Source organism: Cobetia marina (genome assembly GCF_001720485.1).
Taxonomy (GTDB): Bacteria; Pseudomonadota; Gammaproteobacteria; order Pseudomonadales; family Halomonadaceae; genus Cobetia; species Cobetia marina.
This window is the reverse complement of sequence record NZ_CP017114.1, coordinates 2,996,714-3,011,788: the sequence shown is the minus strand read 5'-3', so window position 1 is coordinate 3,011,788 and position 15,075 is coordinate 2,996,714. Positions and strand designations below refer to the sequence as shown.

Genomic DNA, 15,075 nt, shown 5'->3' with positions numbered 1-15,075 from the left:
CGGGAATCACACCGCTGACCGCTGCTGATGACTCGATGACCCGGCAGGCAGTCAGTCAGACAGACCTCCTGCGTGTGTGGCGGATGGCTCGGCATCTGGTCGCCGGCATGCTGGGACTGGTCATTCTCGTGATCGGCCTCGGGGCCTGGACGCGCCTGGTGGATGCCGGCCTGGGATGCCCCGATTGGCCTGGCTGTTATGGCGCCCTGGTGGTGCCGGATGCGCACACGGCAAGCTTGCATAGTCCTCACCACCCGCTGGAGGGCTACAAGGCATGGGCTGAGATGATTCACCGCTATGCGGCGAGCCTGCTCGGGCTGGCGTCACTGGCATTACTCGTGCTGGGCTGGCGTGTCCGGCGGCGTGAGCGCCGCCTGCGGCTCGCCCGGTCGGCGGCAGGCATGCGTCATCGGGCGCTGGACATGGCTACCTGTTTCCCGCTGGCAGGGTGCTGGCTGTTGCTGGCGGCATTGCTGATACAAGGTGCCTTCGGCGCCTTTACCGTCACGCTGAAGCTCTGGCCACAGGTGGTGACGTTGCATCTGTTGGGCGGCCTGGGCGTGGCGAGTCTGCTGCTGTTGCTGTGGTTGTCACTGACGCGACGACTGGCGGCGCGTGACGCGAGAGCAACGCTGCCCAAGGCGGCGGACGATCACGGGCATCGTGTCTTGCGTCAGCCGTGGCTGGCCACGCTGGCAGCGGCACTGTTGCTTGGACAGCTGGCATTGGGAGGCTGGACCTCGAGCAATTATGCCGGACTCGCCTGCGAGGGTTTCCCCACCTGCAATGGCTCGCTATGGCCGGCGATGGATTGGGGAGAGGGCTTCCATCTGTCTCAGGATGTCGGCCCGAGCTATCTGCACGGACAGCTGCATGGGGAGGCGCGTACCGCCATCCATCTGGCGCATCGCGGTGGAGCAGTGTTGCTGGGCGCAATGCTGCTGATGCTCTACTGGCGCCAGCGGCGTCATGTGCAATCCGGGCATCCCGAGGCCGTCCTTCCATCGCGACCTTCCTCTTCACTGGCATGCCCGCTGGCGAGGCTGGCGGGCAATAGGCGCTTCATGTCCACGGGGACGCTCAATCCCTGGGGCTGGGCGCTGGCAGCCTGGGGGCTGCAGGCTGGGCTGGGGATCGCCAATGTGCTGTGGTGGCTGCCACTGGATCTGGCGCTGGCGCACACCCTGGGGGCCGTCATGCTGACATTGGCGATGGTGTGGGCGATGGATCGGATGAGCCAGGCTCACCGGGCTAAGCGGACGGGAATGTGTCAGACGCTGGCCTGAACGGCATGCTGATGACTGTCCCGCTGACGCCACGACGCCGCTCATGAGAGCGGCGTCGTTTTGTTTGCCAAGGCGCACCTCGGGCGGACTCGAGGCTTGCGAGAGTCTCAGGCGGCGCGACCGAAGCGTTCCTGCAGATAGGCATTGATGGTGTCGGATTCGTACATCCATTCCTCGTGGCCATCGTCATGGGTGATCAGCAGGCACGGCACCTTGACGCGACCGCCACCCTGTTCGAGGGCCTGGCGGTGAGTGGCGTTGTGCTGGGTGTCGCGCTGCTCGATGTTCAGGTTCAGCTGATGCATGCGTTTGCGCACCTTGATGCAGAACGGGCAGGTCGAGAATTGATACAGCGCCAGCCTGGCGGTCTCGGCATCGACTTCAGCCTGCTGGGCAGGACTGCGCTCCAGTGCACTGCCACGGGTCAGCTTTTCGCTGATCAGCATGAAGGGGGCCAGTACCAGTCGCAGAGTGCGGAAGAACAGGCGGATGATGGGGCGCATGGAAATACCTCGTGTACAGGCGGATGGTGATATGAGGTGAGTGCTTGCGCGTCGGGCCAAGCCCTCGTGACGGGCTGGACGACGCTTGCACTGCGCTTGCGATCAGGGCTCTCGATCAGTGCTCTCGATCAGCACCCTCGGTCAGCGCTCGCAAAAGCGGTGGGTTGCAGAGTGTGCGGCCATTCTAGTGTTCGTCGGCGGCTGCGTCTGCCCCATGGGCGTTGCGAATGTGGGTCATCAGCGATTGACGCAGCCAGCGATGGCCCGGGTCCTGCTCGTGGCTGGCATGCCAGATGAGGCGATAACTCAGGGCCGGCAGTTTCAGCGGCAGTTCGCGAATGACCAGTCCGTGTTGCTGGCGGCTGGCCTGGGCGAAGCTTCTGGGTGCGCAGAAGATGAGCTCACTGTGCGCGACGATGCTCAAGGCATCCCGGAAGTCCGGCACCAGTACCTTGATGCGACGCGGAGCACCATGCCGTTCGAGCCGCTCATCCAGCGACCAGCGAGAGCGGCCCTCGCAGGTGGCCTGGACATGATCGAGCGTGGCGAACTCCTCGAGAGTCAGCGGCACCGAACGCTCGAGCAGTGGATGGCCGTCGCGCAGCAACATCACGTGATCATCGCGCCACAGGGTGTGCGAGTGGAAGCCTCTCGGTAGCGCCGGGGGCTCGCTCGGCGTGTCGGTCGGATGGTCGTGTGCCCCGAGGCCGATATCCAGCAGGCCTCTTTCCATCAGATTGAGACAGTCGGCCTGCCAGCGACTGATCTCGAGACTGCCGAGCGGGAGGGCCTGGGTGAGGGCGCGGGTACAGGAGGGCATCAGCGTCGCCCAGGCGCTCTCCAGCACGGCCAGCTGGAAGCGTCGGCGACTGGTGGCGGGCGTGAAGGTCGGCGGTGCGCTGAGATGCTCGAGACGCGAGAGCAGCTCGGCAAGCTCACCCCTGAGCCCGAGCGCACGTGGCGTGGGCCGCAGGCCATGACGCTCTCGAATGAAGAGGGGGTCATCGAACATCGCTCTCAGGCGAGCCAGGCTCTTGCTGACGGCCGACTGGGAAAGGTGCAGACGGCCCGCGGCCCGCGTGACGCTGCATTCTTCCAGAAGCACCTGCAACACCTGCAGGAGATTGAGGTCCAGGCGCGGATTGAGGGGGCCGGGTGACCGGATGCCAGCATTGGAGGGAGCATGGCGGGAAGTCGAGGTCATGAATTTCGCCAGTGGAATATCAGGGCTGAAATAATATCATTTTGCAGCATAAGTCACAGGCGCTAGTCTCTGCAGCTTCCGACTCGCTCGCCATTCGCCGCTGAGCTGCCTTCCGACTCCATGAGAGACTCCATGTCCGCGTCTTCCTCCGCTACCGCACGGCCCCTGCCGAGTGCCCGACAACTGTTGCTGCTAATGGTCGGCTGCGTGATGTTCTCGCCGCTGGCGATCGATATCTATCTCCCATCGCTGCCGGCGATGGCGCGCGAGTTTGCGCAGCCCACCGACGTGATGCAGATGACGGTGACCCTGTTTCTCGGTGCGGTGGGGGTCGGCCAGATTCTGGTCGGGCCGCTGACGGACCTCTATGGCCGTCGTCCCGCCTTGCTGGGCGGTGCGCTGGTCTATCTGGCAGGTGCCGTGGTCGCGACGCTGGCCCAGGACATCGGCATGTTGTATGTCGGGCGCATCCTGCAGGGGCTGGGTGCCTGTGCCACCGTCACGGTGGCCTTCGCGGCGGTGCGTGACTGCTATACGCCGGAGCAGGGTGCCAGGATGTACAGCTACCTCAACGGCGCGTTGTGCATCATTCCGGCGTTGGCGCCGGTTCTGGGCGGCCTGCTGGCGGTGCAGTTCGGGTGGCGTTCCAACTTCCTGTTCATGGGGTTCTTCGCGCTATGCGTCGGGTCAGCCGCCTGGCGGCTGTTCGCCGAGACGCGCCCCGCCAACACGGTGGTGGAGCGTCCGCTCTACAATTGGGCGCGGTATCGTCCGGTGCTGACCAGCTGGCGCTTTCTGTATCAGGCGCTGGTGGCCATGTCGGCGATGAGTGCGATCCTGCTGTATGTCTCCTCCTCTTCCGAGTTGCTGGTGGAAACGCTGGGCCATTCCGAGCTTGCCTTCAGCGCGATGTTTGGGGGCAACGCCGTGATCAATATCCTGACGTTCTTCTTCGCACCGCGCGTGATCACCCGGCTGGGACGCCAGCCGACGGTTCGGCTGGGACTGGCGATCATCCTAGTCTCCGGGCTGATGCAAGGGGCCGCCATGGCCTGGCTGCCGTTGTCGGCGGCAGCCTTCATGGTGCCGGTGGGGGTGCTGTCAGTCGGTTTCTCGCTGGCCCTGGGCGCCGCTTCCAGTCTGGCGCTGGAAGCCTTCGGTGAGCGTGCTGGTACGGCGGCGGCGCTGTTGGGCAGTATTCAGCTGGGGGGCTCGGCCATCGTGGCCACCGCGCTGCTCAGTACCCCGCTGGCGCCGCAACAGGGATTGCTCCTGATCAGCGTGGTGATGATTCTTCCCTTGCTGTTGCTGGGCGCGCGCCGTCAGCCGGGGCTTGGCGTCGATGAGACACCTCAGGGCAGCTAACCGATGTGGGCTCGCGTGGGTGGTTCATTCCTGAGGCCTGACGGGAGTATGCTTGTCGCTCGATCCGCATGTCGCCAAGGAGACACCACATGGAATCAGCGGCGCGTGTGCGCGTGATACTCAACGGTGAGAAGGCACAGCAGCCTGAGCTGCGTGATGCCTTGTTCGCCCAGCGTGAGCGCACCCAGGGGTTGGAGATACGTCTGACCTTCGAAGCACAGGATGTCGCGAGGTTGGTGGATGAAGCGATCGCGGAAGGCGTCACACGCCTGATTGCCGGGGGCGGGGATGGCACGCTCAACCTGCTGGCCAATGCGCTGATGACGCATCCACGGGCTCAACGTCCGGAACTGGCCATTCTTCCGCTGGGGACGGCCAATGACCTGGCGACCTCGCTCGGGATACCGCCCGGTATCTCCGAGGCTCTGGCACTGGCCTGTGAAGGGCAATCACGAGCGGTGGATCTGGTGCAGCTCGATGATGCCTACTTCCTCAATGTCGCCTCGGCCGGTTTCGGAGCGGAGGTGACCCGCTCGACCCCGGCCGGACTCAAGAAGCTGTTCGGGGGTGGGGCCTATTCGCTGATGGGCGTGCTCAAGGCGTGGGATTTCCGTCCCTATCGAGGACGTCTCACGCTCGATGGGGTCGAGGAAGAGCTTGCGCTGTTCGTGCTGGCCATCGGCAATGGTCGGCAGGCCGGTGGCGGGCAGGAGCTGGCGCCACGGGCCTTGCTCGATGATGCCGGTTTCGATGTGCTGGTGATTCGTGATTTCCCCATCGCGCGCATCGGTGAGGTGGTGGAAGAGTTGGAATCCCTGCCTGAGAACGGTCATTTCGTGCGTTATGTGCGTACCGATACGCTGCGCTATCGGGGGGAGCCGCTGCCGGTCAATCTGGACGGCGAGAGTCATCTGATCGAGGACAGCGAGTTCAGTATCGCGCCACAGGCACTGCAACTGGTGGCGCCGGCGGATACCGAGCTGTTGCAGGCGAATCGCTAGCGCTCCTCTCATCATCGATGCCAGTCTGGTACACGAGCGCAGTCTGAGGTTTACTCGGGCTGCGCTCGTGGCATTTTCAGCACGAGATTTCTTCAGTCTCTTGACCGCAATGGACGAGAGAAACGCTTGGGAGAACGATGGCATGACAGGTGTGGCAGCGTGGCATCTCTGGGTCATTCTCGGATTGATTCTGGCGGGGCTTGAGTTGCTGGGAGCGCAATTCGTGCTGCTGGCGTTGGGGGTCAGTGCGCTGAGTGGCGCTCTGGCATCCGTTCTCGGGGCGGGGCTCAACGTCCAGCTGATCAGCGTGGCGATCACGGCGCTGGTGGTCGTGCCGTTGTTCGTCCGCAAGATCCATCCCTATCTGTTGCCCAAGACGCCCTACGGTACCCTGGGCAGTGGCGCGGAGTCCGGGCAGCTGGCCAAGGTGATCATCGGCAACGGCGGCAAACTTGCCGTGCGCGTGTCAGGCAATGAGTATCCGCTACGCTGGGAGGGGGAGACGAAGCCGGCAGCGGGGGACACGGTCAGGATCCTCAGCGTCGAAGGCATCACGCTCTGCGTGGAGCGCGTCGAGTAATCTGTCTCAAGGTCCGTCTCGCCGTCCTGGCGGTCGGACAAGTGGTGATATCACCATTCATTCGGGCGGCAGGAAGCTGCCCAGTTCAAGGGAGTTGAGCAACATGATCATCAGTCCGGGTCTCATCATCATTCTCTTCATCGTGGCGCTTGTCGTCATTCTGCTGGCCAAGGGATTGATGATCGTCCAGCAGTCCGAAGCTGTCGTGATAGAACGGCTCGGCAGCTACAGCCGTACTCTGGAATCCGGTATCAATCTGGTCGTGCCTTTCATCGACAAGCCGCGCTCGATTACCATTCGCCGCTATCGCCAGATCAAGGGCGACAACCTGCCGCTGGTGGTCGAGGAGACGCGCATCGACCGTCGTGAGACGGTGATGGACTTTCCGGGGCAGAGCGTGGTGACGACGGACAACGTGACGGTGACCGTCAATGGCGCTCTCTATTTCCAGATCGTCGACCCCAAGCGCGCGGTCTATGAAGTGGAGAACTTCACCCAGGCCATCGAGGTGCTCGCCAAGACCAGCCTGCGTTCCGAGATCGGACGAATGGAGCTCGACAAGCTGTTCGAGAGTCGCAAGGAAGTGAATGATGCCTTGCAGGTCACCATGGATGAGGTCGGTGACAAGTGGGGCGTCAAGGTCACCCGAGTCGAGATCCAGGACATCAGCATGCCCGATGAAGTCGAGGATGCGATGCGTCTGCAGATGGCGGCCGAGCGCCGGCGTCGTGCCACCGTCACCGAGGCCAATGGTCAGCGCGAGGCGGCCATCGCCACGGCGGAAGGTGAGAAACAGTCCGCGGTGTTGCGCGCCGAGGGCGACAAGCAGGCCTCCATCCTGCGTGCCGAAGGTGAGCGCCAGGCCATCTACCAGCTGCGTGATGCCATCGGGGCGGAAGATCCGCAGCTGGTGGTGGGCTACATGCTGGGACAGAAATACCTGCAGATGCTGCCGGACATGGCCCGTGACGGTGATCGAGTCTTCATCCCCTATGAAGCCTCGGCGCTGCTCGGTGCGATGGGCAGCTTCCGCGAGCTTGCCAATGAAGTCGGTGAGCCCACCAATGCGGGCAATGAAGGGCTGAGACGAGCCCGTCAGATGATGACAGGGGAAGCGGGACTCGGGTGATGCTCGTCGTTCACGCCAGGTTCGCTCACAGGGGCGTGCCTGCAGGGTGGCCTCCCCATGTCGTCATCGCCGATGTTTCATGATTGAACCCCCTTACTGAATATTCAGGAGCAAGACCATGTCAGCGCAGACTCAGGATCACGAAGGTTTCCTGCAAGCGGCCATCGAGGAGGCCGAGAAGGGCCATGCCGCAGGTGGCGTACCGATCGGCTCGGTACTGGTCCACGATGGCAAGATCATCGGGCGTGGCCACAACCAGCGTCAGCAGAAGGGCAGCACGGTACTGCACGGTGAGATGGATGCGCTGGAGAATGCCGGACGTCTGCCGGCGAAGGTCTATCGCGAGTGCGTGCTCTACACTACCTTGTCACCGTGCCCGATGTGCAGTGGCGCCATCCAGCTCTACGGGATTCCCCATGTCGTCGTGGGTGAGAACAGGACCTTCATGGGCGCGGAAGACCATCTGCGCGCTCAAGGCGTCAAGGTGGACGTCGTGGACAATGCGCGTTGTCGGGAGCTGATGGAGACATTCATCCGCGAACAGCCGGAAGTATGGAACGAAGATATCGGAGAGTGATCAGAGAGTCGTCAGAGAAAAGAAATGGTGTTCGTTAACATTTTCATGCTACTGAAAGGGCGATTTGCTTGAAAAGCTGCCAAGCGAGCACCATGTTGAAGTCATCCAAGCGTTTGAACACGCTTTCGCTTGCATGAATACTCGACCTTTGTTGCAATGCTTTGCGCAGGAAACAAGGGGCTGATGACTCCCCACCTATCAAGGAGAAGACGATGAAGCTCAAGCAATGGATGATTCCCGCACTGGCCGCTGGCCTGTCCCTGGCCATCGCCGGTTGTGACAATGGCGATACCGACAAGGCCGCCCAGCAAGCCGAGACGTCTGCAGAGCAAAGCGCAGAGCAGGCTGAGCAGAGTGCCGATCAGGCTGCTGAAGCCGCTGCTGCCGAGATGGACCAGGCTGCAGATGAAGCTGCTGCTGAAATGGACGACGCGGCTGACAAGGCTGACAACATGGCCGATGACGCAGCGCAGTCCGCTGACGCCATGGGTGATGAAGCTGCCGCCGAGAGCGATGATGCCCTCGATGCGACCAAGAACGCCGCCAGCGAGACTTACGAGTCCGCCAAGCAGGGTGTGAACGATGCCGCTGACGCCACCGCCGATGCTGCCAAGAACGCCTACGACTCCACCAAGGAGCAGGCTGCTGAACTGACCAACTCCGCTGAACAGCAGGGTGATGACGCTGCGGCAGAAGCCAACGCCGAGATCAATGAAGCTCAGAAGGCGGCCAACGAATCCGTTGATGACGCTCAGCAGTGATCGTTTGAGGCAATGCCATCACTCACGTGAGTGAATGTCCTGCCTGCAACGCCGCGGCCCCGTGCTGCGGCGTTGTGCGTCTTGCTCTCATGCCGTCCTGAAGCGATGTAGTGCCATCGCTCTGGCGGAGGCAGCGGACACAGAAACGCCCGCCAATAGGCGGGCGTTTCTGTGTCTTGCCATCATCAGGCCACCGGTGAGGGTGGACTGACCGGAGTGATCAGATGATCAGACCGGCTTGATGTTTGCGGCCTGAAGGCCTTTCTTGCCCTGGGTGACGTCGAAGGAAACCTTCTGGCCATCCTGCAGGGACTTGAAGCCTTCTGCCTGAATTTCAGAGAAGTGCGCGAACAGGTCGTCGCCGCCGTCGTCCGGAGAAATGAAGCCGAAACCTTTGGTGTCGTTAAACCACTTGACTGTGCCAGTTGCCATGATTCTTTCCTTGCTTACGTGATGATGTTGGTGGTCTGCCCATCAGACCGGATTGCGTTGGTGCGGCTAGGGGGAATTCCACCAGAGAGACGCGTTACGTCCTGCGACGACATCCTTTCCTGCTTGACCTACGCCTGCAGTAGAAACTGCACATGTTCGCATCTTGACCGAATAGTCAGTCGTCGTATTGGCGACGTCTGCCTGCTCAAGTAGGATGCGTACACAGAGCCAACATAGATGGAAATGCCATGAAGGTCCAGAACGTAGATTACCGCTCGGCCGATGCTGCCGAAAAATTTGTCGAATCCCTGCGCACGACAGGCTTCGGCGTGATTCGCAATCATCCGATTTCTCATGAATTGGTCGAGAAGATCTACGCTGAATGGGCGGAATTCTTCGCGAGTGCCGACAAGCTGGAGTGGCGCTACGACCCGAAGACCCAGGATGGTCTCTTCCCGGCGGATGTCTCCGAGACCGCCAAGGGGCATACGGCGCGGGACCTCAAGGAGTACTACCACATCTATCCGTGGGGAAAGATTCCGGACAGCCTGCGCGAGAATGCCATGGAGTACTACCGTCAGGCAGAAGCCTTCGCCGCGGAGCTCCTGAGCTGGGTGGAAGCGCATTCGCCCGCTGAAGTGGCCGAGCTCTATCGTGAGCCGCTCTCCAACATGATCAAGGACAGTGGGCAGACGCTCTTGCGCGTCCTGCACTATCCGCCGATGACCGGTTCGGAAGAGCCGGGTGCCGTGCGTGCCGCTGCCCATGAGGACATCAACCTGCTGACCGTGCTGCCTGCCGCCAATGAGCCGGGGCTGCAGGTGATGGATGTCGATGGTGAATGGATGGACGTGCCCTGTGATCCAGGTCAGCTGGTCATCAATGTCGGCGACATGCTCCAGGAAGCCAGTGGCGGCTATTTCCCGTCCACCACGCATCGCGTGATCAATCCGACGGGGGAAGGGTGCAGTCAGTCGCGTCTGTCCCTGCCGCTGTTCCTGCATCCGCGTCCACAAGTGGTGCTGTCTGACAAGCACACCGCGGATTCCTATCTCAAGGAACGTCTGCGCGAACTGGGCGTGATCTAGGCTTCGGTGACGACACGACAGGCTTCAACGCCACCCGCGCGGCTGCGTGGGTGGCGTTGTCGCGTCTGGACGAGGCTTGCGGGCACGAGAGGCTTGATTCCCGCTCGCCAAGACCGCATTGACTGTATTCGCAATCATGATCTGCCGTTTCACGGCTAAGGCTTTACAGATGACCGCATCGCCCGTCGTACAGGACACGCACTCCAAGACCATGGGCTACCTGCTGTGGATCTTCGGTTTCCTCGGCGCCCATCGTTTCTACTATGGCAAACCGGTCACCGGCACCATCTGGCTGTTCACCTTCGGCCTGCTGGGGATCGGCTGGCTGATCGACCTGTTCCTGATTCCCGCCATGGACCGCGAGGCGGATTTCCGCTTTCGTGAAGGGCCAATCAACTACTCGCTGAGCTGGATTCTGCTCACCTTCCTGGGCGTATTCGGCGTCCACCGCATGTACATGGGCAAGTGGCTGACCGGGCTGATCTATCTGTGTACCGGTGGGCTGTTCTTCATCGGCGTGCTCTATGATTTCTGGACGCTCAACGAGCAGATCTCCCAGGAACAGGCCCGCTGATCCACCTTCGGCAAGCGTCAGTGCCGCATCGGTCCCGGGAGGTGGCTCCGGGACTGTCCGGACGCCGCCGACCTTCAGTGCAGGCGGCCTCAATCACAAGGGTGTTCACATGATCTGGCTCAAGGCTTTCGTGGCGGCTTTTCTGGCGACCCTGATCTTCCATCAGGGGCTGTTCGGGCTCTTCTATCTGGCCGATATCCTGCCCAAGGCGCCCTACAACATGACCCCTGCCGGGCCGCTGGGCGTTCCGTCAGTGCTCTCGCTGGCCTTCTGGGGCGGGCTATGGGGACTGCCGCTATGGGCGCTGGTACGCCGCAGCACCGGCATGAGCCACTGGCTGATCAGTCTGGCTTTCGGTGCCGTCGGTCCGACGGCAGTGGCCATGCTGGTCGTCTTCCCGCTCAAGGGCATCGCCGTGGTGCCGATGATGATCATCGGCGGGCTGATTCTCAATGGTGCCTGGGGGCTCGGTACCAGCCTGCTGATGCGCGTGCTGGGTGAACGTCCGGCCCCTGGTGGCCGCCCGGCAGCATGATGGCAGACCTCCCCTGGGAAATGTTGGCGATGGCCTGGGCGGCCGGGTTGTGCATCCCGCTGGGTGGGGTGATCGCGCAACTGGAGCGTAGCCACGAAACCCACGTCAAGCGCAGCTGGTTGGCTGGCATCACGGCGCTGGGGGGAGGCATCCTGCTGGCAGCGGTCGCGTTGGTGCTGGTGCCTCGCGCCATGGAATCCCTGTCCGTCCTGCCTCTGCTCGGGCTGTTTCTGCTCGGGGCGCTCGTCTTCATGCAGCTGGATCGCTGGCTGGCCCGCAGCGGTGACGCCAGGGGACAGCTGCTGGCGATGTTGATGGACTTCATCCCCGAGGCGATCGCTCTCGGGGCCCTGGCATCCGCCTCACCTGCGGCGGCCATGCTGATGGCGCTGTTCATCGCCGTGCAGAACCTGCCAGAAGGTTTCAATGCCTATCGGGAGCTGGAAGGCGCTGGCCTCACCGCGCGACAGGGACTGGGCGCCTTCCTGCTGCTGTCATTGCTCGGTCCGCTGGCGGCCTTCTCCGGCCATCTGTGGTTGGCGGATGCCCCCCGGCTGCTGGGCGGGCTGATGGCCTTCGCGGCGGGAGGCATCCTGTATCTGATCTTTCAGGACATCGCCCCCCAGGCGCGAGTGGTGCATCACTGGTCTCCACCGCTGGGGGCCACGCTGGGATTCATGATCGGCATGCTCGGTGAACGTCTGGTCGGCTGATGGCAGGCGATCCGCTTGCCGACAGCAGGACTGACCGACATCGGTATTGCCATGTGTCTGCTCTTTCTTCCCTGTCACGTCTCACCACGGATATCTCATGAGCGAACACGCCAAGGACAGCGGTCTCACCGCATTGCTGGAAGAGCTGGACCGCGAGATAGAAGGCGACATCTCGCTGGGTGCCATACTGGAACATTTCAATTCACGCGGCTTCGGCCCCTTGCTGGTGTTGCCGGCGCTGCTGGTTCTGCTGCCGACCGGGGCCATTCCGGGCGTGCCGACTACCTGTGCGCTGTTCATCGGGCTGATCGCCTTCCAGCTGTTGCTGGGCCATCGCACTCCCTGGTTGCCCAGACGGCTGGCCAGCTTCAGTTTCGAGCATGAGCGCCTCACCCATGGCGTGCAGCGAGCGCGTCCCTGGACACGGCGCATCGACCGATTGCTCAAGCCGCGGCTCGGTTTCATGACACGTGGCATCGCTTATCGTCTGATCGCTGCACTGGCCATTCTGCTGGCGGCCACCATGGTGCCTCTGGAGCTGGTGCCGTTTGCCTCGGCACTGCCCGCCGCGACGCTGTTGCTGCTCGGGCTGGGGCTGATCGGTGAGGATGGCGTCGTCATTCTGCTGGCATTGGCGGTGCTGCTTGCCGATGTGGTGGCGGGATTGTGGCTGGTCGGTTGAAGGTACTGCCCCTGCGGCGCCTCCCTCGAAGGCATGAGTGAGTCTCAGTGGAAGGGATCACGCCGAGGTGGGGGCGAGGGCGGCAGTTGAGCGACGAGGATGGGCTGGCGGTCTGAAGGTTGTCAGCGATGACTTTTCAGGCTCGCATCCCTCGCTTAGACTGGACATCCGTTCATGCCGCAGGGCGTGGAGAAGTCCGTCACAAGGATATGCGGCATGTTTGACTTCATTCAGTTCGATACCGCGTTCTGGTCATTCGTGGTGGCCATCACGCTGCTCACCGTGACCCCCGGAGTGGACACCCTGCTGGTGATTCGCAACACCCTGCGTGGCGGCCTGCGCGACGGGGTGCTCACCAGTGTTGCCATCTGTGCCGGGCTCTTCGTGCATGCCCTGGTGTCGTCGGCGGGGATCTCGCTGATTCTTCTGCAATCCGCCTGGGCCTTCTCGGCACTCAAGCTGGTTGGTGCTGCCTATCTCGTATGGCTGGGGATCAAGAGTCTGCTCAGTGCGCGCCGCACTCGCGGGCTGGATATCCAGGCCGATGTCGCGCGTCAGCGAGTCTCTCTCTGGCAACCGTTGCGCGAAGGCTTCCTCTCCAACGTGCTCAACCCCAAGACCGTCGTCTTCTATATGGCGTTCCTGCCGCAGTTCATCGCACCGACCGACCCGGCCATTCTCAAGTCGCTGTGGTTGGCAGGTGTCCACTTCGTGATCGCCAACCTGTGGCAGATCGGTGTGGCGGTGATGGTGGGCGGTGCCGGGCGCTGGCTGGCTCGACCCCGTGTCGCCAGCTGGATGGAAGGCATCACCGGCACCGTGATGGTGGCACTCGGCGCGCGCCTGGCCCTGAGCCGCTGACGGCGGCGTCTGACATCTGCACGCGCCCTTTGCGGGCACGAGAGCACTCACTGCGACGGAGAAGCCGGGGATGAACGCCTTATCCCTCACGCCACATGGATCCTGCTACGCTGACCCTTGCCTCCTTCCTCAAGATCGTGACCCATCTTGAGTCTCGTGATATCAGCGATGTCTACGATTCGCGTGTCCAGCAGGTACAGGTGCTCTATCACGGCTACACCGTCGACTTCCGTCATCAGCTGTGGCGTATCCAGGAGGAGTCGGTGTGTGCTCGGCTGAGCAAGACCGGCAGCGCGGCGGAGCAACGTGATTGCTCACGCATGGCCAGCCGTCTGTTCGTCGAGACCTGTCACGCCCTGCAGCAGAGGGGGCGTGCTGCCCATCTCGACACTCGCACCATGTATTGCAAGGCGGCCGCCACCTACAAGCCCCTGCGCGACCCCTATGCCGGGATGACACCTGCCCAGCGTGAGGCGCGGAAGGCGCTGGAAGCTGCCCAGAAACGTGCGGAACGCGCCTGCAATCGTTATGTGCTGGATGCGCTGTCGAGCAACTCACTTGAGGTGCTGCGTCTGCGTCAGCGCTACTGTCGTGAAAGTGAGCGTCTGTCCTCGCGACTCAAGGGCCCTTGAGTCCGGACGCTCACCGCTGTCGCGTGGCCGGCCGAGTGTGGAAAGGCCGCGTGAGTGGATGAGGTATGCTGTCGTGAAGATCACGATGGTTCGTGTCGTCATTACATCAAGACCGGCCGCACGTCAGGCTGGCAGAAGCAGGGAATGCTAACCAATGAGTCCTTCCTACACCTTGCGTCGCCGGCTGGCCGGGGCGGGTATCGTCGTCTTGCTGCTCGTGGGGCTGGCGGCCTGGCTGTTTGCCTTCGAAGAGGGACGCTGGGTGGGCCGCGTCACGTCCCGGCCTGAGACCTTGAACCTGGAAGCCGTTGAACAGGGCAATCTGCCGGTCAATCAGTTCGTGTCGCTACGCGATCACTGGGCGGTCTATCGCGAACATGCCGAGACCTTTCGTCTGGATGCGGCTGCCGAAGGTGGGCAGCGTATCGAGACGCTCTATTACCCGGTGATCTCGGACATGAACCCCTATCTGCTGGAGCTGGCAGGATTGTCACGCGCCTTCGGTGGCATCGATGGCATTCCCTCGGACGAGTGGCCGCGCATCGAGCGCATGGGCGTGCTGGTGCGTACCGATTCCGTCCAGAGCCTGAAGAACGTCCCGCCGCTCATCGAGTTCCCGGATGGCCTGTTCGGTACCGTGCTGCATGCCGAGACGGACCTCCCCGGAGACGAGCGCGCCCTGTTGAGTGAACGCTGGCCGGACATCGACCTGGCGCGGGTGATCATCATCAATGCGGGCCATCGTCCCGGCAATGTCTGGAGCATGATCGCCTACGGGCTGCTGGGGAGCGTCAGCTGGGCAGGGGGGCTGATACTGGCGTGGCGCCTGTGGCGCCGCCCTCGCATCAGCCATTCGGCTCGTCACTCGGATGGGGCTCGCCAGATACCCCATGAGACCTCGCCCTCGACATTTCCCGCGAATCCCTCTCTCGCCCGCAAGGACGAGAACTGGAAGGGCAGTCAGCGCGACAGCGGTGATGGGCGTCCGCTGAGCTATGCCGAGGCGCTGAATCGCTACGCTCCCCAGCATGAGGAAGCTCCCCGACAGGGTGACGGCCAGACGCCACCGCTATCGGGAATCCATGCCCGACGCGATGATTGAGCCGTAGCGGAGACGCACGACGACAACGCCAGCCCTGAGGCTGGCGTTGT

At 62.6% G+C, this 15,075-nt stretch carries 18 protein-coding genes; 15 read left to right on the top strand and 3 right to left on the bottom strand.

From position 1 onward, the window contains the following. The first annotated feature begins 83 nt into the window (after positions 1-83). Positions 84-1,286, top strand: a complete 1,203-nt coding sequence (locus BFX80_RS12670; RefSeq protein ID WP_157109525.1) for a COX15/CtaA family protein — start codon at positions 84-86, stop codon at positions 1,284-1,286. Positions 1,287-1,393: 107 nt separating this feature from the next. Here BFX80_RS12670 and BFX80_RS12665 read toward each other — a convergent pair whose 3' ends face one another. Both BFX80_RS12665 and BFX80_RS12660 read right to left on the bottom strand, forming a co-directional pair. Continuing rightward, positions 1,394-1,789: a glutaredoxin family protein gene (locus BFX80_RS12665; RefSeq protein ID WP_084209099.1), complete on the bottom strand. Its 396-nt coding sequence runs from the start codon at positions 1,787-1,789 to the stop codon at positions 1,394-1,396. A 184-nt stretch (positions 1,790-1,973) separates the two neighbouring features. Further along, positions 1,974-2,993 carry a LysR family transcriptional regulator gene (locus BFX80_RS12660; RefSeq protein WP_084209098.1) on the bottom strand — a complete coding sequence of 340 codons (1,020 nt, stop codon included), beginning with the start codon at positions 2,991-2,993 and terminating at the stop codon, positions 1,974-1,976. Positions 2,994-3,125: 132 nt separating this feature from the next. Between BFX80_RS12660 and BFX80_RS12655 the strand changes: the two genes are divergently transcribed. The 6 genes from BFX80_RS12655 (at position 3,126) to BFX80_RS12630 (ending at position 8,406) form a co-directional block, all read left to right on the top strand. Then, positions 3,126-4,358, top strand: coding sequence for a multidrug effflux MFS transporter (locus tag BFX80_RS12655; protein ID WP_084209097.1), 1,233 nt, complete (start codon positions 3,126-3,128; stop codon positions 4,356-4,358). A gap of 89 nt (positions 4,359-4,447) precedes the next feature. Continuing rightward, positions 4,448-5,359, top strand: a complete 912-nt coding sequence (gene yegS, locus BFX80_RS12650; protein WP_084209096.1) for a lipid kinase YegS — start codon at positions 4,448-4,450, stop codon at positions 5,357-5,359. Between the two features lie 142 nt (positions 5,360-5,501). Then, positions 5,502-5,939: an NfeD family protein gene (locus BFX80_RS12645; protein WP_167593042.1), complete on the top strand. Its 438-nt coding sequence runs from the start codon at positions 5,502-5,504 to the stop codon at positions 5,937-5,939. A gap of 103 nt (positions 5,940-6,042) precedes the next feature. Next, positions 6,043-7,068 carry an SPFH domain-containing protein gene (locus tag BFX80_RS12640; RefSeq protein ID WP_077372286.1) on the top strand — a complete coding sequence of 342 codons (1,026 nt, stop codon included), beginning with the start codon at positions 6,043-6,045 and terminating at the stop codon, positions 7,066-7,068. A 118-nt stretch (positions 7,069-7,186) separates the two neighbouring features. Then, the gene (locus tag BFX80_RS12635) at positions 7,187-7,645 is read left to right on the top strand and encodes a nucleoside deaminase (RefSeq protein WP_077372290.1); all 459 of its coding nucleotides are present in this window, start codon (positions 7,187-7,189) and stop codon (positions 7,643-7,645) included. Positions 7,646-7,857: 212 nt separating this feature from the next. Next, a complete protein-coding gene (locus tag BFX80_RS12630; RefSeq protein WP_065392582.1) occupies positions 7,858-8,406 on the top strand; it encodes a hypothetical protein in 549 nt (182 codons plus the stop codon). 228 nt (positions 8,407-8,634) lie between these two features. Here BFX80_RS12630 and BFX80_RS12625 read toward each other — a convergent pair whose 3' ends face one another. After that, positions 8,635-8,838, bottom strand: a complete 204-nt coding sequence (locus BFX80_RS12625; RefSeq protein WP_043335501.1) for a cold-shock protein — start codon at positions 8,836-8,838, stop codon at positions 8,635-8,637. Between the two features lie 248 nt (positions 8,839-9,086). Between BFX80_RS12625 and BFX80_RS12620 the strand changes: the two genes are divergently transcribed. The 8 genes from BFX80_RS12620 (at position 9,087) to BFX80_RS12585 (ending at position 15,025) form a co-directional block, all read left to right on the top strand. Next, positions 9,087-9,926 carry an isopenicillin N synthase family dioxygenase gene (locus tag BFX80_RS12620; RefSeq protein ID WP_077372292.1) on the top strand — a complete coding sequence of 280 codons (840 nt, stop codon included), beginning with the start codon at positions 9,087-9,089 and terminating at the stop codon, positions 9,924-9,926. Between the two features lie 169 nt (positions 9,927-10,095). Beyond that, the gene (locus BFX80_RS12615) at positions 10,096-10,500 is read left to right on the top strand and encodes an NINE protein (protein WP_077372295.1); all 405 of its coding nucleotides are present in this window, start codon (positions 10,096-10,098) and stop codon (positions 10,498-10,500) included. 109 nt (positions 10,501-10,609) lie between these two features. Then, the gene (locus BFX80_RS12610; protein ID WP_077372298.1) at positions 10,610-11,035 is read left to right on the top strand and encodes a hypothetical protein; all 426 of its coding nucleotides are present in this window, start codon (positions 10,610-10,612) and stop codon (positions 11,033-11,035) included. Next, complete coding sequence (locus BFX80_RS12605) at positions 11,032-11,748, top strand: ZIP family metal transporter (RefSeq protein WP_240499571.1); 717 nt, start codon at positions 11,032-11,034, stop codon at positions 11,746-11,748. Before BFX80_RS12610 ends, BFX80_RS12605 begins: the two co-directional genes overlap by 4 nt. 97 nt (positions 11,749-11,845) lie before the next feature. Further along, the gene (locus BFX80_RS12600; RefSeq protein ID WP_084209094.1) at positions 11,846-12,430 is read left to right on the top strand and encodes an exopolysaccharide biosynthesis protein; all 585 of its coding nucleotides are present in this window, start codon (positions 11,846-11,848) and stop codon (positions 12,428-12,430) included. A 216-nt stretch (positions 12,431-12,646) separates the two neighbouring features. Continuing rightward, on the top strand, positions 12,647-13,291 hold the full coding sequence (locus BFX80_RS12595; protein WP_077372304.1) for a LysE family translocator: 645 nt from the start codon (positions 12,647-12,649) through the stop codon (positions 13,289-13,291). 95 nt (positions 13,292-13,386) lie between these two features. Beyond that, entirely contained in the window at positions 13,387-13,923 is a 537-nt protein-coding gene (locus BFX80_RS12590; protein WP_077372307.1) for a hypothetical protein, read from the top strand. 154 nt (positions 13,924-14,077) lie between these two features. Next, a complete protein-coding gene (locus tag BFX80_RS12585) occupies positions 14,078-15,025 on the top strand; it encodes a hypothetical protein (protein ID WP_084209093.1) in 948 nt (315 codons plus the stop codon). The last annotated feature ends 50 nt before the right edge of the window (positions 15,026-15,075 follow it).